This window comes from Streptomyces sp. NPDC005775 (assembly GCF_042871565.1).
Lineage (GTDB): Bacteria > Actinomycetota > Actinomycetes > Streptomycetales > Streptomycetaceae > Streptomyces.
In genome coordinates this window covers 559,648-580,453 of sequence record NZ_JBIAIU010000003.1, presented here as the reverse complement: position 1 = coordinate 580,453, position 20,806 = coordinate 559,648, and the positions used below count along the sequence as shown (strand labels likewise).

Here is a 20,806-nt window from a genome sequence, read left to right as displayed (position 1 = left end):
CGCTCGCACACGTGCCCTCCATGAACGACCTCGTCCGCCAGCACACCGCCCTGAGTGACACCGACCTCGAGTGGCTCCATCTGCTGGTCTCGGAGTGGCAACTGCTCTCCGACCTGTCCTTCGCCGACCTCGTTCTCTGGGTTCCGACGCGTGACGGCACCCGTTACGTTTCGGTCGCCCAGATGCGGCCCAACACCGGCCCCACCTCCTACCAGGACGACATGGTCGGCCATCTGGTCCCGCGCGGCCGCCGTCCGCTGCTGGACGCGGCACTGGACGAGGGCCGGATCGTGCGCGAGGGCGACCCGGAGTGGCGCGAGGAGGTGCCCGTACGGGTCGAGTCCATTCCGGTACGCCGGGAAGGGCGCGTCCTCGGCGTCATCGCCCGTAACACCAACCTGCTCACGGTCCGCACGCCGTCCCGGCTGGAACTCACCTACCTCCAGTCGGCCTCGGACCTGGCCCAGATGATCGCGGCCGGGTCCTTCCCCTTCCCCGGCCAGCAGGTCGACATGGACGCCTCGCCGCGGGTCGGCGACGGGCTCGTCCGCCTCGACGCCGACGGCGTCGTCCAGTACGCCAGCCCCAACGGCCTCTCCGCCTATCACCGCCTGGGCCTCGCCTCCGACCTGGTCGGACAGCACCTCGGCCAGATCACCGCCGAACTCGCGCCGTCCCGCGGCCCGGTGGACGAGGCGCTGGTCAAAATGGCCAGTGGCTACGCGCCCCGGGAGTTCGAGGTCGAGTGCACGGGCGGCGTGATCCAGCTCCGGGCGATTCCCCTCAAGCCCAAGGGCGTCCGCATCGGCTCCCTGGTCCTGCTGCGCGACGTCACCGAACTGCGCCGACGCGAGCGCGAGTTGATCACCAAGGACGCCACCATCCGGGAGATCCACCACCGGGTGAAGAACAACCTCCAGACGGTGGCCGCCCTGTTGCGCCTGCAGGCCCGCCGGATGGACTCCCCGCAGGGGCGTGAGGCGCTCAACGAGGCGGTGCGGCGCGTCGGTTCGATCGCCATCGTCCATGAGACGCTGTCCCAGAATCTGGACGAGCGGGTGGAGTTCGACGAGATCGCCGACCGGGTCATCGCCATGGTCGCCGAGATCTCCCCGGGCAAGGTCACCTGCCGCCGCACGGGACGCTTCGGCGTCCTCGACGCGGAAGTGGCCACTCCGCTGGCGATGGTCCTCACCGAGGTCCTTCAGAACGCCCTGGAGCACGCGTTCGGCGTGGCCGAGTCCGGCACGGTGGAGGTCGCCGCCGTGCGCGGTGGTTCACCCACCGAGGGGCGGTTGCTGATCACCGTTCAGGACGACGGCTGCGGTCTGCCCGAGGGGTTCGACCCGCAGCGCGCCGGAAATCTGGGTCTCCAGATCGTGCGCACGCTGGTGGAGGGTGAGCTGAGCGGCTCGTTCGGCATGGTGCCGGCGCCCGAGCGCGGCACCCAGGTGGTCCTGGACATCCCGGTCCGCGCGGACAAGTAGCGCGTACGTACGCACAGCAGAGAGCCCGGACCGTTGGTGAACGGTCCGGGCTCTCTGGTCAAGCATGCGCTTCGGGGGTACTGCGCGCTGCGACTCGGGGGGCGGGGTGATGCGTACACTCCGTACGCGCCGCCTGGCTGAGGCTCGTAGCGGTGGCGTCGGTCAGGCGCTGGCGTTGCGCGCCCGGTTGCGAGCGGCGCGGCGCTTCATTGCGCGGCGCTCGTCCTCGCTGAGGCCACCCCAGACGCCGGAGTCCTGGCCGGACTCGAGCGCCCACTGCAGGCACTGCTCCATGACGGGGCAGCGACGGCAGACGGCCTTGGCTTCCTCGATCTGCAGCAGCGCAGGACCGGTGTTGCCGATGGGGAAGAACAGCTCCGGGTCTTCCTCACGACAAACGGCGTTGTGACGCCAGTCCATGGCTGCTACCTCTCCTTGGTATACGTACTGTGGCTTGTGAATGTGAACGCTTTCACGAATCCCCCCGCAAGTGTCGGGCCCACGTCCAGATGAACTGGTTGTGGTCCTGTGCGGTGAGGAGGGGTTCTGGCTTTCAGTGGAGGCCGTTGTTGCGGGCCGTCCCGATCGCCATGTAGAGATTCCCAAACCTGGGCGACGGATACAACCCCTTCTGGAAAGTTTTTTTTGATTCCTCGGTGTCGGCTAGCTCACAGCCGTACTTCTAGAGGGTGGAAGCCAGCCCAAACGTTCGAGTTAAAGGACTTTGGTCCCTTCCACTCACACAATCACACGCAGTGCACGGCGTACGCCTGTGAACGTCACACTCGTACGCACTCCCAGGTGGTCACCGTCCATCTGGAAGGGCAGTGGAACCTTTGAATGCAAGGTGAAGTCCGTGAGGTCATGCAGTGAAACCGCGTGCTTGCCGCGCGGGCCCTTTTCCGGGCTCGAAGTGAGCAGCTGCGTGGCGTACCGGGTGACCGCCGCGGTGGACAGTCGCTGCAGGCCGAGGACGTCCAGGGCGGTGTCGAACGAGGCCTTCGGGGACGCGTACATCGGCCTGTTCCCCAGGTAGGTCCAGGGGGCCGTGTTGCAGATTATGGAGAGGGCGAGGTCGGTGACCGGGTCCTGACCCGGCACCTCCAGGGTGATCATCCCCTGCCGCCGATGCGGCTCCTCCAGGAACTGTCGCATCACCTGGCGCACGTACAGGGCATGGGTCGAACGCTTGCCGCGCTCGCGCTGCTGTTCGACGCGGCCGATCACTCCGGCATCGAATCCGAGGCCGGCGGTGAAGGTGAACCAGCGCTCCGGGACGGATTCGTCCTCCGTGCCAGGGGTACCGGCCGCCCGTCCCAGGCCCACCGTGCGCTCGGTCCGATGGGCCAACGCGTCCAGGATGGCGCCGGTCGCCTCCACCGCGTCGTTCGGCAGGCCGAGGGCGCGTGCGAAGACATTGGTGGAGCCCCCGGGAACCACGGCGAGCTTCGGCAGGTTGTCGATGTCGGGGCCCTTGTGGAGCAGACCGTTCACGACCTCGTTGACCGTGCCGTCACCGCCGAGCGCGACCACGAGATCGATGTCGTCACTGTCCGCGGCCCGTCGTCCCAGGTCACGGGCGTGCCCGCGGTACTCCGTGGACACGGCCTCCAGCTTCATTTCGCTGGCCAGTGCATGGATCAGTACGTCACGGGTCCGCGCACTGGTGGTGGTGGCAGCTGGATTGACCACAAGAAGTGCGCGCATGACTGCCAGACTACCTACCGCGAGGTACGGGCCTGAAGTCCCGCCCGATTGCCTTCACGCTGAGTGACGAGGTGGGTGCGGGGCGAGGGTCCGCGGATGGCGTCGGTAGGAGATCCGGGGGCGTTTCGACCCCGGCTTCGCTTTCGCGTGCCGGGGATGCCAACCTGCAAGGGTGAGTACTCAGCAGAACGCGCCCTCGTCGACGCCCTCGGCCGAACCGCCGAAGCCGGCCAGGCTGACGCTCGTGGCCGGACTCAGCGCCCTCGAAGGGGCGGCTCTCGTCATCGGCGGTGTCTACATGCTGGTGATGGGGCTGCTCGGCCGCCCCGACAGCCCGCAGCAGGCCGAAATGGGCGGTCTGACGGTGATCGCGCTGGGGCTGATCCCGCTCCTCGCCGCCCGTGGACTGCTTCAGCGGCGCAGCTGGAGCCGTGGGCCCGCGCTCATCACGCAGATCATCGCGCTGCCGGTGGCCTGGACGCTGCTGCGGTCCCAGGGGGTGCTGATCCCGGCCGGTGTCGTGCTCGCCGCGGTGGCGCTGACCGCGCTGTTCCAGCTGGCCCGTCCGGCGACCATCGAGGCGCTCGGCATCCGCCGGCCGGGTGCGGCGTCCGACGCGGACAGCGCCGACGCCTGAGGCTCCGCGGCGGCCCCGGGGGCCCGACCGGACGCGTGCCGTCCGGCCGGTCCTTCACGCGGCCGCTCCTCGACCGTGCCGGCCTACTCCTCGACGAGCAGCCGCTCGCGCAGCTGCGCCAGGGTGCGGGCGAGCAGCCGGGAGACGTGCATCTGCGAGATGCCGACCTCCTGAGCGATCTGCGACTGGGTCATGTTGCCGAAGAAGCGAAGCAGCAGGATGCGCTTCTCGCGCGGCGGCAGGTCCTCCAGCAGCGGCTTCAGCGACTCCCGGTACTCGACACCCTCCAGCGCCTCGTCCTCGGAACCGAGCGTGTCCGCGACGGCGGGGGACTCGTCGTCCGTGTCCGGCACGTCCAGCGAGAGCGTGCTGTACGCATTGGCCGATTCCAGACCCTCCAGGACCTCTTCCTCGGAGATGCCGAGCCGCTCCGCCAGTTCGTGCACCGTGGGGGAGCGGCCGTGCTGCTGGGAGAGCTCCGCGGTCGCCGTGGTCAGCGAGAGCCGCAGCTCCTGGAGCCGGCGCGGCACCCGTACCGCCCAGCCCTTGTCGCGGAAGTGCCGCTTGATCTCGCCGACGACCGTGGGTGTCGCGTACGTCGAGAACTCGACACCGCGGTCCGGGTCGAAGCGGTCCACGGACTTGATCAGCCCGATCGTGGCGACCTGGGTCAGGTCGTCCAGCGGCTCGCCGCGGTTGCGGAAGCGCCGCGCCAGGTGCTCCACCAGCGGCAGGTGCATCCGTACCAGCCGGTTGCGCAGCTCCGCCTTCTCGGGTGACCCGTCCGGGAGCTTGCCCAGCTCGATGAACAACGCCCGCGCCCCGCTGCGGTCGTGTGGATCGTGGTGCCCGTGCTCGCTCATCTGGCCTGCCCGCTCCGCCTGCGACTGCTCCACCGCGACCGTACTGCCGGCGGGCCTCTCCGCTCCGTCCACCGCACGGGGCTGGTCCGCCCCGTCCACCGGATGAGGCAGGGCCTGCTGTTCCGGGATGCCTGCTGCGCGCACCACCCCTGGTCGGATCGTCTCGTCCCGCACAGGACCGTCCCCGTTCCCGTTGCTCACGCCGGCCCGGGTCCCGCGCCGCGCTGTTTGTACAGGCTGATGCTGACCGTACGGTCATCGGCGACCGAGGAGTCGACCTTTCCGGCCAGCGCCGAGAGCACCGTCCACGCGAACGTGTCGCGCTCCGGGGCGCGGCCGTCCGTCGTCGGGGCCGAAACCGTCACCTCGAGAGAATCGTCGACGAGCCGGAACACGCAGCTGAGGACGGAACCGGGCACGGCCTGCTGGAGCAGGATCGCGCACGCCTCGTCGACCGCGATGCGAAGATCCTCGATCTCGTCGAGAGTGAAGTCCAAGCGCGCTGCGAGACCGGCCGTGGCCGTACGCAGCACCGACAGGTAGGCACCCGCAGCGGGCAGCCGGACCTCTACGAAGTCCTGATTCCCGGGCTCGCCTGCGATCTGGGACACCCTCACCTCCAAGGTGGCACAAACTCTTCGAGGATCCGGGAAGGGTCGCCCGGAGCCATGCGGTACGTCTTCGGTTCTGGTCCGGCGACGCTATCGCGATCCATGATGCCGTGTCGCCGAGACCCCATCCCATGACCGTCACTCATGGTAAGCCCACGAGTACGCACAGTGGCTAGGGGTCTGCGGCGATCAATTACGAACAACAGGCGCCGGTTTGACGTACCCAGACGTCACACGATCGAACCGTCCTCGAAGCACCAGCGCCAGCTCTCGCCGGGCTCGAAGCTCCGCATCACCGGATGGCCGGTCTCCTTGAAGTGCCCCGTGGCGTGTTGCAGGGGTGACGAATCGCAGCAGCCGACGTGTCCGCACATCAGGCAGAGTCGCAGTTGCACGGGGTGGGTACCCGCCGCGCGGCATTCGAGACAGGTCTCGGCGAGAGCCGCGGGCTCGGGGCGCGGCAGGTCCGGTACATGCGGGCACTCACTCATGATGGCCAGGTTACGACGGATGCGAGGACCTTGAGATGGACGCTTTGCCACTGGTGGCGCTGGTGGCGGCCAGTGCGGCGACGGCCGGTCTGGCGCGCCGGACGCCGGTGCCGGCCCCGTTGTTGCTGGTGGCCCTCGGGCTGATCGGCTCGTACCTGCCGGGCGTGCCGACGTACACGCTGGACGCGCACATCGTGCTGCCGCTCCTGCTGCCGCCGCTGCTCTACACGGCGGCCGTGGACAGTTCGTACCTGGACCTGCGGGCCAATATCCGGCCCGTCGCCCTGCTCTCCGTGGGCTACGTGCTCTTCGCCACCGTCGCGGTGGGGTGGCTGGCGTACCAACTGGTGCCCGACCTGCCGCTCACCGCGGCGCTGGTGCTGGGAGCCGTCATCGCGCCGCCCGACGCCGTCACGGCCGCGGCCATCGCCCGTCGGGTCGGCCTGCCCGCGCGGGTCACGACGATCCTGCAGGGCGAGTCCCTGGTGAACGACGCCACCGCGATCACCGCCTACAAGGTCGCGCTCGCCGCGGCCGTGGGCGAGGGCATGAGCTGGGGCGGCGGGATCGGCGAGTTCCTGCTGGCGTCGGTGGGCGGTGTCGGGGTCGGACTGGTGCTCATGGTCCCGCTGCACTGGCTGCGCACGCACCTCAGGGAGCCGCTGCTCCAGAACACCCTGTCGCTCCTGATCCCGTTCGTGGCGTACGCCGCCGCCGAGCGCGTGCACGCCTCCGGAGTGCTCGCCGTGGTCGTCGTCGCGCTCTACCTGGGCCACCGCTCGTGGCAGGTCGACTTCGCCACGAGGCTCCAGGAGGCCGCCGTCTGGAAGATGGTCGCGTTCATCCTGGAGTCCGCGGTCTTCGCCCTGATCGGCCTCCAGTTGCCCTTCGTACTGAAGGGGCTCGGTACGTACGCCGTCGGCGAGGCCCTCTGGTACGCGGTGGCGGTGTTCCTGGCCGTCGTCGTGGTCCGCTTCATCTGGGTCTACCCGGCTACCTATGTGCCGCGTCTGCTGTTCAAACGCATCCGGGAGCGGGAGCCCGAGACCAACTGGACCTCGCCGCTCATCGTCGGCTGGGCCGGGATGCGCGGAGTCGTCTCGCTCGCCATCGCCTTCTCCATCCCGCTGGTCACGAGCGACGGCGAGGCGTTCCCGGCACGCAACCTGGTGCTGTTCCTGACGTTCACCACGGTCATCGGCACCCTGGTCGTCCAGGGGCTCACCCTGCCGGTCATGGTGAAGGTCCTGAAGCTTCCGGGCCGCGACCGGCAGGCCGAGACGCTCGCCGAGGCACAGGCCCAGAGCGAGGCGTCCACGGCCGCCGAGGCGCGCCTGGAGGAACTGCTCACCGATGAGCGCAACTGCCTGCCGCAGCCGCTCACCGACCGGCTGCGCACCGTCCTGGAGCGCCGCCGCAACGCCGTCTGGGAACGGCTCGGCGCCGCGAATCCGGTGACGGGGGAGTCGGCGGACGACACCTACCGGCGGCTGGCCGGCGAGATGATCGAGGCCGAACGCGAGGTCTTCGTACGGCTGCGGGACGAGCGCGCCATCGACGACGAGATGATGCGGACCCTGCTCAGACGCCTCGACCTGGAGGAGGCCGCGGCCTACCGGGAGGAGTCGGACGACTGAGTCCCGCCGGACCCGTCCGGGCGCCCCGTGATGACGGCGGCGACGGCGGTCCCCGCGGGGAACGCGCCCTCCCCGGCCAGCTCGGTGAGCGCGTACAGGAGTTTGGCCACATAGAGGCGCTCGACCGGCAGCCCGTGGCGGTCCTCGAAGTCGTCGGCGAACGCGTGCAGCGCGGGTGTGGTGCGGGCGTACCCGCCGAAGTGGAAGCGGTCGTCCAGGGACCACGCTCCGGCCGGTCCGCCGAACGCCTCGCGCTGCAGGTCCCGTACCGCGTCCCCGAGGAAGCCGCCGCGCAGGACCGGGACGCCGAGCGCGCGCTGTCGCGGTGCCAGTCCCGCGGCGAGTCCGGCGAGGGTGCCCCCGGTGCCGCAGGCCACCGCCGCGACGTCGGCGACCCCGCGCAGCTCGCGGCCGAGCTCTGTGCAGCCCTGTGCGGCCAGGGCGTTGCTGCCGCCCTCGGGGATGACCTCGCACTCCCCGTAGGCGCTCAGCAGGCCCGCCAGGACCCGCGGATCGGCCTTGTCGCGGTACGTCCCGCGGTCCACGAAGTGCAGTCGCATGCCGTCGGCCGCGCACCGGGCGAGCGAGGGGTTGAGCGGCCGGTGCGCGAGTTCGTCGCCGCGGACGACCCCGACGGTGCGGAAGCCCAGGAGCCGGCCCGCGACGGCGGTGGCCCGCAGGTGGTTGGAGTACGCGCCGCCGAAGGTCAGCACCGGACGGCCGGCTGCCGCGCGGAGGTTCGGCGCGAGTTTGCGCCATTTGTTGCCCGGCAGGTCCGCGTGGATCAGATCGTCGCGCTTGAGCAGCAGCGTCACCCCGTGCCGCGCGAAGCGCTCGTCCTCGACCGGCAGCAGGGGTGACGGGAGGACCGGTCGCAGCCGGGAGAGGCCCAGGTCCTGTCCGGAGTTCCCCGCGCCCGCGATCGGCGCGGACGGCGGGGAACTCGGGACGGGACCTGGCGCTTCGCGCGGCGTGGAGGGCATATCCCCATTGTGGCCGCGCCGGGCCGGAGCGGGCCCGGACTACTTCAGGCGGTCGTGGATCCGCGCCCGCATCGCGGTCATCGAGAAGCCGCGCGGGTCGACCTTGCCGGGCTGCCACTCCCGGTGGCCGATGACCGACCGGGAGGTCCAGTCGTGGTGGCGGCAGACCGCGGCCGCCGCCTTCTCGATGGCTTCGAGCTGGGCGGCGGGCCAGGGGTCCTTGCCGTTGCCGAGGTTCTCGCACTCGAAGCCGTAGAAGTGCCGGTTCCCATCGGTGTTGGCCTCGTTGTCCGAGGGCAGGCCCCTCTCGGCGATGACGGCGCGCAGCACGTCGTCGTCGCCGAGCCCGGCGTGGTTGGCCCGCCCGTAGCCGACCAGGTGGACCCGGCCGTCCTTGGCGATGACGCCGTGGCACAGCGGCCCCGGCAGGCTCGCGTAGCCGTCGCGGCAGATCCGGACGGTCGCGGCGGTGCCCTTGGTGACCGTGTGATGGATCATCACGCCGTTGACCGGCCCCCAGGGGCCCTTGTGGTTGCGGTTGTGCGTGCGCCAGTCGCCGACCTGGACGACGGTGAGCCCTTCGTCCTTGAGGGCGTCGAGAAAGGTGCTCGCGGACATGGGTGAGGACATGGCCGGCTCCTTCGTGCGTGGGGGAGTGTGTCCGTACGGGGCTTCTACCCGACGGACGGGGTCCCGGACCAATTACGGGGAGATTGCGGACCGTGTTCGGTCGGTGTGCGAGCGAATCCGGTCAATTCCACGAGCACCGTCCGCGGTTCAGCCCTGGGCGAGCCACAGGTCGGGGCCGAACACCTCGTAGTGGATGTCGGCCGCCGCGACCCCCTTGGCGAGCAGTTGGGTGCGCACGGCCCGCATGAAGGGCAGCGGCCCGCAGAGGTAGGCGTGCGTGCCGGAGGGGATGACCACGCCGGTCAGGTCGACCAGGCCGGTGCGGTCCGCCGGGTGTCCCGGCTCCGGGTTCTCGTACCAGAAGTGGGCCGCCGCGTCGGGGAGCTTGGTGGTGAACAGGGTGTGGTCGGCGCGCAGCGCGTGGTCGGCGGGGGAGCGGTCGCCGTGCACCACGGTCACCGGCGCGCGGTGGCCGGAGTCCGCGAGGTGCTCCAGCATCGACAGCATCGGGGTGCAGCCGATGCCCGCCGAGGCGAGCAGGAGCGGGGCGTCGGTGGACTTCAGTACGAGGTCGCCGTACGGGGCGGAGACCCGCAGCCGGTCACCGGCCCGGACCCGGGTGTGCAGCTGCCGTGAGACCTCGCCGTCGGGGGCGCCCTCACCGTGCACCCACTTGACGGTGAACGAGCGGAGCGCCGAGCCCGGGGCGCTGGAGAGGCTGTACTGGCGTATCTGATGGGCGCCGTCGGGGAGTTCCACCTGCACGGACACGTACTGACCCGGGTGGAAGGCGGGGGCGGGGGCGCCGTCCGCCGGGCGGATCTGGAACGTGGCGACGTCCGCGGTCTCCTCGGTGCGGGAGACGACCTCCCAGTCGCGCCAGACGTCGCCGGCGACGACGCCCTGCTGTGCGTACAGCCGGTCCTCGATGGCGATCAGCGCGTTGGCCATCAGCCAGTAGACCTCGTCCCAGGCGGCCGCGACCTCGGGTGTCACCGCGTCGCCCAGGACCTCGGCGATGGCCGCGAACAGGTGTGTGTGGACGACGTCGTACTGGGCGGCCGTGACGCCGAGCGAGGCGTGCTTGTGCGCGATGCGGCCGAGCATCACGTCGGGACGGGTGTCCGGGTGCTCGACGAGCTGGGTCGCGAAGGCGGCGATGGAGCCTGCGAGGGCCTGGCGCTGGGCACCGGAGGCCTGGTTGCCGCGGTTGAACAGGTCGCGCAGCAGCTCGGGGTGGGCGTTGAACAGCTTGCGGTAGAAGAGATCGGCGATGTCTCCGATGGCCGCGCCGACGGCGGGAAGGGTGGCGCGGACGGTGGCGGTCGACGGCTCGGAGAGCATCGTTAACTCCTCGGATCAGAATTGGCATCTCAGATGCGTATTTAAGCTCAGTGTAGGAACCGGGCCGTGGGCCCGGTGTGGAGGGGGGTCGTTCAGCCGTCCGTCGGCGGCCTGCTGCTGATGCCGATCAGCAGGGGGCCGGTCGGCGAGGAGATCAGTTCGGCCACGGTGAGCGGGTCGAGCGAGGCATGGAAAGCCTCCGAAGCCGCCCGCAGGGCGTTGCGCAGCCGGCAGTCCGACCGCAGCGGGCACGGAGTGGTGCCCTCGCACTCGACGACGTCGCCGGGGCCCTCCAGCTCGCGAACGAGCCCGCCGATGGAGGCGGAGCGGCCGGCCGCGGTGAGGGCGAGCCCGCCGCCGCGGCCCCGCCGCGCCTCGACCAGGCCGAGGTGCTGGAGGCGGGCCACGACCTTCGCGGCGTGGGAGTACGGCACCTGCATGGTCGCCGCCACCTCCCGGGTGGTCGGCGGATCCTCGTTCTCCACCACGGCGAGGCGCATCAGCACGCGCAACGCCACATCGGTGAATCTCGTCAGCCGCATGGCGGTCACGGTAAGTGAACTTGCATTCCGTATGCAAATTACCCGGGCCCACAGGTATCGCGCAGCGTGGTGCCCAGCCCAAAGCCCGATTAGTCACACTCTTTTGTGTAATGGCGTGGCGAGTCCGCATGCTGAAAGGTTCTTCTCGCAGGTCAGCTGATGAATCGAGAGGACTACAGATGTCCGTTGGTGAAGAGGTTCAGAACGCGCAGGTGCCGCCGCAGCAGAGTCTTGGCACGGCAGCCGCGCGGAACCTCGCGACGACCACCAAGTCCGCTCCGCAGATGCAGGAGATCACCTCACGGTGGCTGCTGAAGATGCTGCCGTGGGTCCAGGTGCAGGGCGGCACATACCGGGTCAACCGCCGGCTGAGCTACTCGGTCGGGGACGGCCGGGTGACCTTCGTACAGACCGGGGACCGGGTGTCGGTCATCCCCGCCGAGCTCGGTGAGCTTCCGGCCCTGAGGGACTTCGGGGACGAGGAGGTCCTCGCCGAACTGGCCAGGCGGTGCGAGCAGCGCGACGTTCCCGCCGGACAGCTCCTGGCCTCGGCGGGTGAGGCGGCGGACCGGGTCTTCCTGCTGGCACACGGAAAGGTCGAGAAGGTCGGCACCGGGCCCTACGGGGACGAGACGGTGCTCGGCGTCCATGCGGACGGGGCCTACTTCGGGGACCACTCCCTGATCGAGGGCGACGCTCTCTGGGAGTACACGGCCCGCGCCGTCACGGCGTGCACCGTCCTGACACTGAGGCGGGCCGACGTGCTCAACCTCGCCGAGCGCGCCGACTCGCTGCGCACCCACCTCGCCGGACTGCTCGCCATCCCGCACCAGCGCACCAACAAGTACGGCGAGGCGGAGATCGACCTCTCCGCGGGCCACAGCGGCGAGGCCCTCGTCCCGCACACGTTCGTGGACTACGACGCCGCGCCCCGCGAGTACGAACTGAGCGTCGCGCAGACCGTCCTGAAGGTGCACAGCAGGGTCGCCGACCTCTACAACCAGCCGATGAACCAGACCGAGCAGCAGTTGCGGCTCACGGTCGAGGCGCTGCGCGAGCGCCAGGAGCACGAGCTGATCAACAACCGGGAGTTCGGCCTGCTCAACAACTGCGACTACGGGCAGCGGATCCAGCCCCATGACGGCGCGCCCGGCCCCGACGACATGGACGAACTGCTGTCACGCCGCCGCGGTTCGAAGCTCTTCCTCGCCCACCCCCGTGCCATCGCGGCCTTCGGCCGCGAGTGCAACAAGCGCGGTCTGGTGCCGGAGAGCGTGGACATCGGCGGGCACCACGTGCCGGCCTGGCGCGGGGTCCCGATCTTCCCGTCCAACAAGATCCCCGTCACGGACGCCCGCACCACGTCGATCATCTGCATGAGGACCGGCGAGGCCGAACAGGGCGTCATCGGCCTCCAGCAGACGGGCATTCCGGACGAGATCGAGCCGAGCCTGTCGGTCCGCTTCATGGGGATCGACGAGCAGGCGCTCATCTCCTACCTCGTGACGGCCTACTACTCCGCGGCCGTGCTGGTCCCGGACGCCCTCGGTGTCCTGGAGAACGTCGAGGTCAGCCGCTGGCGGTGAGTCCACGGGGTCCCGGTCCCACCGGGTCCGGGGCCCCGTCGGCCGCAGCCGGCACACCCACAGCAACCACCCACGTACCCGGCCCCCGGCGCGACAGCCGCCGGGGGCCGGGGACGGCAACGACCGGGGTGACCGATTGACCATGACCCGTACCGACGCCGCCGCCACCGAGGGCAACGAGGCCGCGGCGCTCCTGGAGTACACCCGGACCCTCGTCGATCCGCATCTGCGGGCCGCGGTCTCCTCACTGCCGGGATCGATCCGGCGCGTCGCGATGTACCACTTCGGCTGGGAGCACGCCGACGGCAGCCCCGCCGCGGGTGGCGCCGGCAAAGCGATCAGACCCGCGCTCGTCCTCGCCGCCACCCGGGCGCTCGGCGGTGACCCGGGCGACGCCGTGCGCGCGGCCGTCGCCGTGGAACTGGCCCACAATTTCACCCTGCTGCACGACGACGTCATCGACGAGGACCGGACCCGCCGTCACCGGGCCACGGCCTGGACGGTCTTCGGCATCCCGGACGCCGTCATCGCGGGCGACGCCATGCTCGCCCTCGCCCAGCGGCTCCTCGCCGAGGACGCGCACGCGGTCTCGGCCCGTGCCTCGGCCCGGCTCTCCACCTGCGTCATCGAGCTGTGCGCCGGCCAGCAGGCGGACTGCGCCTTCGAGGAACGCGGGCCGGACGAGGTCTCGTTGGACGAGTGCCTCTCCATGGCGACGGCGAAGACGGGAGCGCTGCTCGGCTGCGCCTGCGCGATGGGCGCGCTCTACGCGGGCGTGGAGGAGCGTGCCGTCGGAGCGATGGACGGCTTCGGCCGCGAGGCCGGGCTCGCCTTCCAGCTCATCGACGACCTGATCGGCATCTGGGGCGACCCCGCCCAGACCGGGAAGCCGGTGGGCGCCGATCTCGCCGCCCACAAGAAGTCGCTGCCCGTGGTGGCCGCGCTGACCTCGGGCACCCCGGCGGCGGCGGAGCTCGCCGCGCTCTACCGGGGCCCCATGAACACGCCCGGCGAGGTGAGCCGGGCAGTCGACGCCGTGGACCGGGCGGGCGGCCGCGACTGGGCGCAGGTCTGCGCCGCGGACCGGATGGCACGCGCGGTGCACCACCTGTCCCGGGCCGTGCCCGATCTGTCGGCGGCGGGCGATCTCCTGGCCCTGGCCGAGTTCGTCACCCGCCGGACGCACTGAACGGAGGCACCGAGGGCTCCGCACCATCCGAAAGCGAAGGCCGTGAGGGGAGGGTCGGGAAGAGGCGGCGGCGTAAACGCGGATCGGCCGAGGTCACAGGGGTCGGGCGCCGAAGTGGAGGGCGGCACGGGGAGTGTCCGAGCCACGGGCTACAGTCCGTGCCCATGACAGATGAGTCGTGGGCAGGGTGGTACCGGGACCGACAGGGCTCCGATGCCGTCATCCTCACCACCGACGGACAGCAGCTCCGCCTTCGCGTCCGGGGCGTCGATTTCGAGGGTGAGAGCTTCGACGCCCTGTGCCCGGTGGCGGGCATGCCGCCGGAGAGCGGCATGTTCGCCCTCGCCGACGGGATGCTCAACGACTGCGTCCTGGAATGGGACCTGCCGTTCCCCGTCACGGTTGACGGCGCGGTCCATCAGGCCACGTTGAGCTGCCTGTTGTCGCTGCGCAAACCCGACCCGTATCTCTATCTGGAGCTGCGGTACGGCGGGGCGGCCTTCCGGTCCCATCGAGCCGAGAGCGACTTCGGGGCCGCACTCGCCACCATTCAGCGGGCCCTCCCGCCCGGTATCCGGCTCCGGACGTGCATAGCGTGCGCCTTCTCGGACTACTTCCCGGCCCCCGGCCGCGGGCTCTCCGGTGGCCTCGCGTGCTTCCGGGGTGCCAAGGAGGCGTACCGCGGGGCGGCCGGCGAGGACGACGTCCTCGATCTGTGGGACCGCCGCAGCGGATTCGTCCAGGAGGTCTGGAACTGCGGCGAGTTCGAACTCCGCCCGGAGGCGGGCGCGGGCACCGGCCACCGCGGCGCGTTCCCGCTCGAAACGGCCTGACCGCACCGGGCGGGTGGGCGTTGCGCCCCGCCTGACGTCCCCTCGACCGCCACCTGACACCCCCTCAACCGGCCCGACGGCTCACCGCCGTCGGGCCTACTCGTTGGGCCTGCTGGACGTGTCACCGCCGCACCGTGCGCCGCCACATTGCCGAGGTGCTGCGTTGCCGCACCTTCATTGTTCTACTAGCATGCAAACAATGGAGGTTTTGATGAACCGGAAGAACGCCGGCCGCGCGGCTCTCGCCGCTCTGCCGTTCCTGCTTGCCCTCGCCGTCGACCTGCTCCTGTTCGCCACCCGCCGCGACCGCCTGCCCGCGCAGCTGGCCAGCCATTTCGTGGGCAACGGCCGGGCGGACGACTACGCGGGCCGCACCTCGTACGTCGTCGTCACCACGGTGCTGCTCGTCGGAGTGGGCGCGCTGTGGGTCCTGATGACCGGCATGGGAGGGCTCCACGGCCGGGCGTACAACAGGACGGTCGCCTGCGGCTACGCCATCGCCGGGTTCCTGGGCTACCTCATGGCGGTGGTGCTGCTCGTCAACGTGGACGCCGCCGAGGACGCGCGGGGCCGCGCCCAGGGAGTCTCGTTCCCGATGTGGCACCTGGCCGTCGCGCCGGGGGTCGCCGCGCTCGCCTTCGGGCTCGGGCTGCTGCTCGCCGCACTCCTTCCCGTACCGGACGAGCCGTCGGCTGCCGCTCCGGCCGGGGGCGGGGAACGGATCGCGCTCGCTGCCGGGGAGGTCGCGGGGTGGGCGCGCAGTGCCAGGAGCCGGTGGCTGCCCCCGACGGCTGCCCTGACCTGCGCGGGAGGGGGCGCGTTGCTGTACACCGCGGGCTGGGTCGCCGCGGTTCCGGTCCTGCTGGTCGGGCTGCTCCTCGTGGCCTTCGCCCGTCCGAACGTCACCGTGGACCGGCGCGGGATCACGGTCGCCGGGATACTGCCGTGGCCGCGCGTGCGGGTTCCGCTCGACCGGATCGAGACGGCGGTCAGCCGGGACATCAACCCCCTCACCGAGTACGGGGGCTGGGGCTACCGGATCCGGCCGGGACGCACGGGTGTCATGATCCGCTCCGGCGAGGGGATCGTGGCACGGTTGGCCGACGGCCGGGACTTCGCGGTGACGGTGGACGACTCGGCGACCGCCGCCGCACTCCTCAACACCCTGATCGACCAGCGCCGAACGGAACACTGACCATGCTCTTCCGGGTCGACCCCACCTCCACCGTGCCGCTCGGCGACCAGATCGCGGCCTGTGTCCGTCGCGCCGTCGCCGACGGGGCGGTGGCGCCCGGCGAACGGCTGCCCGCCGCCCGGGCGCTCGCGGAATCACTGGGCGTAAACGTGCACACGGCCCTGCGCGGCTACCAGAGACTGCGCGAGGAGGGGCTGATCGAACTGCGCCGCGGCCGAGGCGCGGTCGTGGCCGACGGCGCCTCCCCGCACCGCGCCAGACTGCTGGAGCGCGTGCGCGAGGTGGTCGGCGACGCTCGCCGGCTCGGGATGACTGAGGACGAACTGCTGACCCTGATCCGGAGCGAACTCGCCGCCGGATGACAGCCGCCGCAGCGCATGGCCGCAGCGCATCGGCTTCCCGTGGCTGCCCCGCTGAAGCCGCCCCGTCCTGAGTGAGCGGGCCACCCCGTCCCCCGTGCACGGGCCGCCCGGCCCGCGCGAAGGGCCACCCCGTCCTGCGAGGTGGCCCTTCGTGGCGGGGTGGGTCAGGAACCGCTGCGTGCGAGCGCGGCCGCGAAGCCGTACTGCCAGAGGTAGTTCACCCGGCCGCGCTCATTGGAGTTCGGATACGGGTTGGTGCACGACGGCCCGGGGCCCCCGCCCGACATCAGCTCGCTGCACGGGCCCGAGTAGTGGTCCGGCAGGCCGAGGACGTGTCCGGTCTCGTGGGTCGTCACACGGGTGGAGTCGTACTGCTGGTTCTGCGCGTAGTCGAGGAAGATGTACCCGTTGCCGTGGCCGTCCGTGCTCGCGTACGAACCGCTCGGGTCGTTGCCCTCGTAGTAGGCGAAGTCGGCGTTGGAACCCTCCTGGAGCCGGACGTTGGAGACGGAGCTGTTCCAGATCCGCGCGCTGTTGGCTATCGCCGAACGGAAGCTCGGGGCGTTGGCCGAGCTGTAGACGATGGTGACGGCCTGGACGCCCGGTTGCGCGGCGCGCTTCTCGGCCACCGACTTCGCCACTGCCTCGAAGAACGCCTTGTTGGCGGCGGCGCTCTCGTGCGAACCGGAGTGGGAGGTGTACGCGGCGTGGCCGGCGGAGGCGGACGTGGGCGGAGCGGCGGGCGCCGGGGCGGCGGAGGCGATCGCGGGGGCGGTTCCCAGCGCGGCGGCGAGGCCGAAGCCGAGGCCGATCACGGCGGACATGACGGTCCTGGGGTGTCTCATGGGGGGTTCTCCTACGGGTTACCTGCCAGGGGGACCCGTCCGGTCAACGGACGCGAACGGGGGCGGTACGCAGCGAGTGTCGGGGAAACCCGGCGCCGTGCGGATGATGCCAACCGGCGATAGCGCCGCCCTATCGCCCGTCGGGGCCCCGCGGATGCCCACCCGATGCCGATCACACCAACAGCTGCTGAATTGCCGTTGTTTGATGGGGTTGCGGCGTCTGGTGCGGTACGACGTGGCCGCCCTACTCTCGGCTGCATGGAGCTTGAGGTGAGGCACCTCAGGGCGCTGTGCGCCATCGCCGACACCGGCAGTCTGCACGGGGCGGCCCGCAGGCTGGGCGTCAGCCAGCCCTCGCTCACCACCCAGCTGCGCCGGATCGAGAACGCGCTGGGGGCCGAACTGTTCAGCCGTGAGCGCACCGGCTGCCACCCCACACTGCTGGGCCGCGCGGTCATCGGCCGGGCCCGGCCCCTCGTCGACGGCATGAGCGCACTGGTCGCCGACGCGAAGGCGGAAGTGGACGCGGCCCGGGCCGGCGGTCCGCGACTGCGCATCGGCTGCACCGCGAGCCGGGTCATCGGCGGCTGGCTGCGCGGACTGCGGATCAGGCTGCCCGGTACGGACATCTCGCTGAGGGTCGACGTGTCGGCCCGCGCGCTGCTGCGGGCGGTCAGCGCGGGCAGGCTCGACGTCGCGTTCGTGCACGAGGTGGAGGGCTGCCCGCTCTCCGTGCCCGAGGGGCTGGAGCAGCGCGTCCTGCTGGAACGGGAACCGCAGTTCATCTCCATGTCCCGCGACCATCCGGCGGCCGCCCTGCCCGTCGTCGACCTCGCCGACCTGGCCACCGACCGGTGGATGGTCGACCCCACGGTGGACGGTGAATGGGACGGCCTGCGCCGGGTGTTCGGCGCCGCCGGTGTCGCGCCGACCGTGTTGCACGGCGACTACCTCACCGCCGCGTCGCTCGTCGTCCTCGGCGAGGCGGTGGCGCCGTGCCAGCCCACCTCCGGCCCGCGCGACGACATGGCGATCCGCCCGCTGCGCGACGACCCGCTCGCCGTCCGGCTGCTCCTGGTCTCCCGGCCGGGCGCCGACATGACGGTGGTGTACGGGGAACTGGAGGCCGCCTACCGGGAGGCGGCCCGGAGAGCGGCCGGATACCACCAGTGGCTGCTGCGCCACCGCAGCCCGCTCGCCCTGTCCTGAGCACGCGGCCCCCGTGACCGGCCGAGGCGGGGAGGGGGTCGGCGTTCCGTGCCGGCCCGGAACGATTCCGCCGAGAGCGATTCCGCCGAGAGCGAGGACCGTCCCGGACCGGGGCGCGGACGGGCAGAGTCGGGGCATGAGGCTTCTGATCCTGGGTGGTACGGAATTCGTCGGCAGGGCCGTCACCGAGGCCGCGCTCGCGCGCGGCTGGGAGGTCACGGTGTTCCACCGCGGCCGTCACGCGCCTCCGCCCCAAGTGGCCGAACTGCTCGGCGACCGCACGGTGGAGGGCGGCCTCGCCGCGCTCGCCGGGGTCGCGGAGCCGGACGACGGGACGTACACCTGGGACCTCGTCGTCGACACGTGGAGCGGTGCGCCCTCGGCGGTCCGGGACGCGGCCCGGCTGCTGTCCGGCCGCGCCGCGCGGTACACGTACGTCTCCAGCCGGTCGGTGTACGACTACCCGGCACCGGCGGGCCTGACCGAGGACGGCCCGCTGGTGGAGGGGGCCTCGCCGGACGCCGGCGGCGACGTCCCGTACGCCCGGGCGAAGCTCGGCGGTGAACTGGCCGCGCTGGACGCCTTCGGGGACCGGGCACTGCTGGCCCGGGCGGGGCTGATCATCGGCCCCTGGGAGAACGTCGGCCGGCTGCCGTGGTGGCTGACCCGGATCGCCCGCGGCGGCCCCGTGCTCGCGCCCGGCACACCGGATCTGGCCCTCCAGTACATCGACGTCCGCGACCTCGCCACATGGCTGCTGGACGCCTGCGGGAAGGGACTGCACGGCCCGTACAACCTGGTCAGCCGTCCCGGGCACACCACGATGGGTGAACTGCTGACCGCCTGCGTGCGTGCCACCGGTTCCGATGCCGAGCTGCGCTGGACCGACACCGACCGGATCCTCGCGGCGGGCGTCGAGCCCTGGACGGACCTGCCGGTCTGGCTGCCGCCGGGGGAGCTGTACGACACCCTCCACCAGGGCGATGTCGGCAAGGCGTACGCCACGGGCCTGCGCTGCCGCCCGGTCGAGGAGACGGTCAGCGACACCTGGGCCTGGCTGTGCGGGCTCGGCGGTAGCGCGCCGCAGCGCGCCGACCGGCCGTTGACGGGCATCGACCCGGCGGCCGAGGCGAAGCTGCTGGCGGGCTGAGGGCGGCTGCGCCGGGCGGGTGGTCTCCGGCCGGCGGCAGTCGGCGGATCGGGACTGCCCGCCCGGCGTGGCTTGTCCGATGCGCAGTCGAAAAAGCTGCATATTGCGCTGTATGGGAGCAAAAGAATGCAGAACCGATAAAAGACGCCGCGTGGCGGTGACGGTGGCGGCAGCGGCAGCCATGGTGGGGGCCCTCGCCCCCACGGCCGCCGCCGCCTCTCTGCCCGGGGGCCTCGGCCCGTGCCTGGGGGACGACTGCCCCGCCACATGGCCGGATCCGAACAGTGACGACGTCATCTACCACGACAGCAACATCAACATCTTCGTCGGTGGCGACTACCTGGTCAGGGAGGCCGCCGCGGAGGCCGAGGGGAAGATCGTCACCCTCGGGAAGTTCGACATGACGAAGCGGGAAGGTGCCTCCCAGATCTACAACGTCGGCGTCGCGGGCGGGGGATCGCGGGTGCCGCCGCCGAACGGCTCCGACTACCTGACGGTGGGGGGTGACGTCACCATCCAGAGCGGCAAGCGGCTCCTCGCCGAGGAGGGGCCCAACAACGGTGTGGTGCGATACGCCCAGAACCTCACCGGGACGGTGATCCCCGACCCGGTGCACGACGCCGACGCCACCGATCCGTACACCGCGCTGCGCGACGAGTTGACGGCGGCAAGCCACTGCTACGCGTACGACGACAACGAGGACCACCGCCGCCCGGCGACCGGCACGGTGCGGAACAGCGGCTCCGAGACCGTTTTCACCGGCGACGGCACCTCCGCCCTCCAGGTCTTCGTGGTGGACGCCGATCTGACCACGGCTTCCGGCAGCCAGCAGGGAATCGTCTTCAACGGCGTTCCGGACGGCGCGACCGTGCTGGTCAACGTCTACGGCAGCACGCGCGACATCAGTACGTACATGGGTTCACTGCCCCAGTCGGGGCTCCGCGAGCACCTGATGTGGAACTTCCCGGACGCGACCACGATCGGGCTGAAGGGCACCGGCCAGTTCCAGGGCAGTGTGCTGATCGGACAGCAGTCCAGTGTGGCGACGCTCGCGATGAGCGGCACCAACGGCCGTTTCTACAGCGCCGGGTCGCTCACCCACACCTCGGAGGGCGAGTCGGGCGGCCAGGAGCTGCACGCCTATCCGTTCGACGGGGATCTGCCGGACTGCGGCGAGGAACCCTCCCCGACCCCGACCCCTTCGCCGACGGACGAGTCCCCGACCCCGACGCCCTCGCCGACGGACGAGTCGCCGACCCCGACGCCCTCGCCGACGGACGAATCTCCGGCCCCTTCTCCGTCCCCGTCCTCCTCGGAGTCGACACCGGCCCCGCACCCCACCCCGACGCACAGTTGGCCGCCCGGGCCGCCCCACCCCGGGGGTCAGCTCCCGGATACGGGTGCGCGCGGCGGTGAATGGGTGATCGGCGGGATCGCGGCCGGGTTGCTGCTCGCCGGATCGGCGGCCACGCTCATCGCCCGCAGGTCGCGCCGGCGCGGCTAGC

General features: G+C 71.2%; 21 protein-coding genes. 11 read left to right on the top strand and 10 right to left on the bottom strand.

The annotated features are described in order from the left end of the window. Positions 1 to 20 precede the first annotated feature (20 nt). Positions 21 to 1,487, top strand: a complete 1,467-nt coding sequence (locus tag ACFYPA_RS09965; protein WP_359077783.1) for a histidine kinase N-terminal domain-containing protein — start codon at positions 21 to 23, stop codon at positions 1,485 to 1,487. 162 nt (positions 1,488 to 1,649) lie between these two features. Here ACFYPA_RS09965 and ACFYPA_RS09960 read toward each other — a convergent pair whose 3' ends face one another. Next, positions 1,650 to 1,907: a WhiB family transcriptional regulator gene (locus ACFYPA_RS09960; protein ID WP_003953983.1), complete on the bottom strand. Its 258-nt coding sequence runs from the start codon at positions 1,905 to 1,907 to the stop codon at positions 1,650 to 1,652. Positions 1,908 to 2,225: 318 nt separating this feature from the next. After that, on the bottom strand, positions 2,226 to 3,194 hold the full coding sequence (locus tag ACFYPA_RS09955; RefSeq protein ID WP_359076988.1) for a diacylglycerol kinase family protein: 969 nt from the start codon (positions 3,192 to 3,194) through the stop codon (positions 2,226 to 2,228). Positions 3,195 to 3,438: 244 nt separating this feature from the next. Here ACFYPA_RS09955 and ACFYPA_RS09950 point away from each other — a divergent pair, with 244 nt between their 5' ends. Next, the gene (locus tag ACFYPA_RS09950; RefSeq protein WP_359077784.1) at positions 3,439 to 3,831 is read left to right on the top strand and encodes a hypothetical protein; all 393 of its coding nucleotides are present in this window, start codon (positions 3,439 to 3,441) and stop codon (positions 3,829 to 3,831) included. Positions 3,832 to 3,914: 83 nt separating this feature from the next. On the opposite strand, the gene ACFYPA_RS09945 is transcribed toward ACFYPA_RS09950, so the two are convergent. The 3 genes from ACFYPA_RS09945 to ACFYPA_RS09935 form a co-directional block, all read right to left on the bottom strand. Next, a complete protein-coding gene (locus ACFYPA_RS09945; protein WP_389130921.1) occupies positions 3,915 to 4,841 on the bottom strand; it encodes an RNA polymerase sigma factor SigF in 927 nt (308 codons plus the stop codon). A 50-nt stretch (positions 4,842 to 4,891) separates the two neighbouring features. Further along, positions 4,892 to 5,305 carry an anti-sigma regulatory factor gene (locus ACFYPA_RS09940; protein ID WP_067163834.1) on the bottom strand — a complete coding sequence of 138 codons (414 nt, stop codon included), beginning with the start codon at positions 5,303 to 5,305 and terminating at the stop codon, positions 4,892 to 4,894. 230 nt (positions 5,306 to 5,535) lie between these two features. Further along, a complete protein-coding gene (locus ACFYPA_RS09935; protein WP_359076991.1) occupies positions 5,536 to 5,796 on the bottom strand; it encodes a UBP-type zinc finger domain-containing protein in 261 nt (86 codons plus the stop codon). A gap of 35 nt (positions 5,797 to 5,831) precedes the next feature. Between ACFYPA_RS09935 and ACFYPA_RS09930 the strand changes: the two genes are divergently transcribed. Next, positions 5,832 to 7,433: a Na+/H+ antiporter gene (locus tag ACFYPA_RS09930; protein ID WP_389130918.1), complete on the top strand. Its 1,602-nt coding sequence runs from the start codon at positions 5,832 to 5,834 to the stop codon at positions 7,431 to 7,433. Here the strand turns inward: ACFYPA_RS09930 and ACFYPA_RS09925 are convergent. From ACFYPA_RS09925 to ACFYPA_RS09910, 4 genes are all read right to left on the bottom strand, one after another. After that, positions 7,409 to 8,416 (bottom strand): 1-aminocyclopropane-1-carboxylate deaminase/D-cysteine desulfhydrase, encoded by a 1,008-nt coding sequence (locus ACFYPA_RS09925; protein WP_389130915.1) that lies wholly within the window; start codon positions 8,414 to 8,416, stop codon positions 7,409 to 7,411. The genes ACFYPA_RS09930 and ACFYPA_RS09925 overlap by 25 nt on opposite strands. Positions 8,417 to 8,455: 39 nt before the next feature. Continuing rightward, the gene (locus tag ACFYPA_RS09920; protein WP_359076995.1) at positions 8,456 to 9,046 is read right to left on the bottom strand and encodes an N-acetylmuramoyl-L-alanine amidase; all 591 of its coding nucleotides are present in this window, start codon (positions 9,044 to 9,046) and stop codon (positions 8,456 to 8,458) included. A 147-nt stretch (positions 9,047 to 9,193) separates the two neighbouring features. After that, positions 9,194 to 10,390 (bottom strand): globin domain-containing protein, encoded by a 1,197-nt coding sequence (locus tag ACFYPA_RS09915; protein WP_359076997.1) that lies wholly within the window; start codon positions 10,388 to 10,390, stop codon positions 9,194 to 9,196. Positions 10,391 to 10,482: 92 nt separating this feature from the next. Next, entirely contained in the window at positions 10,483 to 10,932 is a 450-nt protein-coding gene (locus ACFYPA_RS09910) for an Rrf2 family transcriptional regulator (protein WP_359076999.1), read from the bottom strand. Between the two features lie 179 nt (positions 10,933 to 11,111). Here ACFYPA_RS09910 and ACFYPA_RS09905 point away from each other — a divergent pair, with 179 nt between their 5' ends. The 5 genes from ACFYPA_RS09905 (at position 11,112) to ACFYPA_RS09885 (ending at position 16,097) form a co-directional block, all read left to right on the top strand. Beyond that, complete coding sequence (locus ACFYPA_RS09905) at positions 11,112 to 12,518, top strand: family 2B encapsulin nanocompartment shell protein (protein ID WP_359077001.1); 1,407 nt, start codon at positions 11,112 to 11,114, stop codon at positions 12,516 to 12,518. Positions 12,519 to 12,660: 142 nt separating this feature from the next. Beyond that, on the top strand, positions 12,661 to 13,707 hold the full coding sequence (locus tag ACFYPA_RS09900; protein ID WP_389130910.1) for a family 2 encapsulin nanocompartment cargo protein polyprenyl transferase: 1,047 nt from the start codon (positions 12,661 to 12,663) through the stop codon (positions 13,705 to 13,707). 164 nt (positions 13,708 to 13,871) lie between these two features. Next, the gene (locus tag ACFYPA_RS09895; RefSeq protein ID WP_359077005.1) at positions 13,872 to 14,540 is read left to right on the top strand and encodes a DUF6304 family protein; all 669 of its coding nucleotides are present in this window, start codon (positions 13,872 to 13,874) and stop codon (positions 14,538 to 14,540) included. 211 nt (positions 14,541 to 14,751) lie between these two features. Continuing rightward, positions 14,752 to 15,735 (top strand): DUF1648 domain-containing protein, encoded by a 984-nt coding sequence (locus tag ACFYPA_RS09890; protein ID WP_359077006.1) that lies wholly within the window; start codon positions 14,752 to 14,754, stop codon positions 15,733 to 15,735. Positions 15,736 to 15,737: 2 nt separating this feature from the next. Then, positions 15,738 to 16,097, top strand: a complete 360-nt coding sequence (locus ACFYPA_RS09885; RefSeq protein ID WP_359314350.1) for a GntR family transcriptional regulator — start codon at positions 15,738 to 15,740, stop codon at positions 16,095 to 16,097. A 164-nt stretch (positions 16,098 to 16,261) separates the two neighbouring features. Here ACFYPA_RS09885 and snpA read toward each other — a convergent pair whose 3' ends face one another. Further along, positions 16,262 to 16,942, bottom strand: coding sequence for a snapalysin (gene snpA / locus ACFYPA_RS09880; protein WP_359314347.1), 681 nt, complete (start codon positions 16,940 to 16,942; stop codon positions 16,262 to 16,264). Between the two features lie 258 nt (positions 16,943 to 17,200). Between snpA and ACFYPA_RS09875 the strand changes: the two genes are divergently transcribed. The 3 genes from ACFYPA_RS09875 to ACFYPA_RS09865 all read left to right on the top strand — a co-directional run bounded on the left by ACFYPA_RS09875 (position 17,201) and on the right by ACFYPA_RS09865 (position 20,805). Further along, the gene (locus ACFYPA_RS09875) at positions 17,201 to 18,151 is read left to right on the top strand and encodes a LysR family transcriptional regulator (RefSeq protein WP_389130907.1); all 951 of its coding nucleotides are present in this window, start codon (positions 17,201 to 17,203) and stop codon (positions 18,149 to 18,151) included. Between the two features lie 136 nt (positions 18,152 to 18,287). Next, entirely contained in the window at positions 18,288 to 19,301 is a 1,014-nt protein-coding gene (locus ACFYPA_RS09870; protein WP_389130904.1) for an NAD-dependent epimerase/dehydratase family protein, read from the top strand. A 151-nt stretch (positions 19,302 to 19,452) separates the two neighbouring features. Next, the gene (locus ACFYPA_RS09865) at positions 19,453 to 20,805 is read left to right on the top strand and encodes a choice-of-anchor A family protein (RefSeq protein ID WP_359077016.1); all 1,353 of its coding nucleotides are present in this window, start codon (positions 19,453 to 19,455) and stop codon (positions 20,803 to 20,805) included. Position 20,806: the final 1 nt, after the last annotated feature.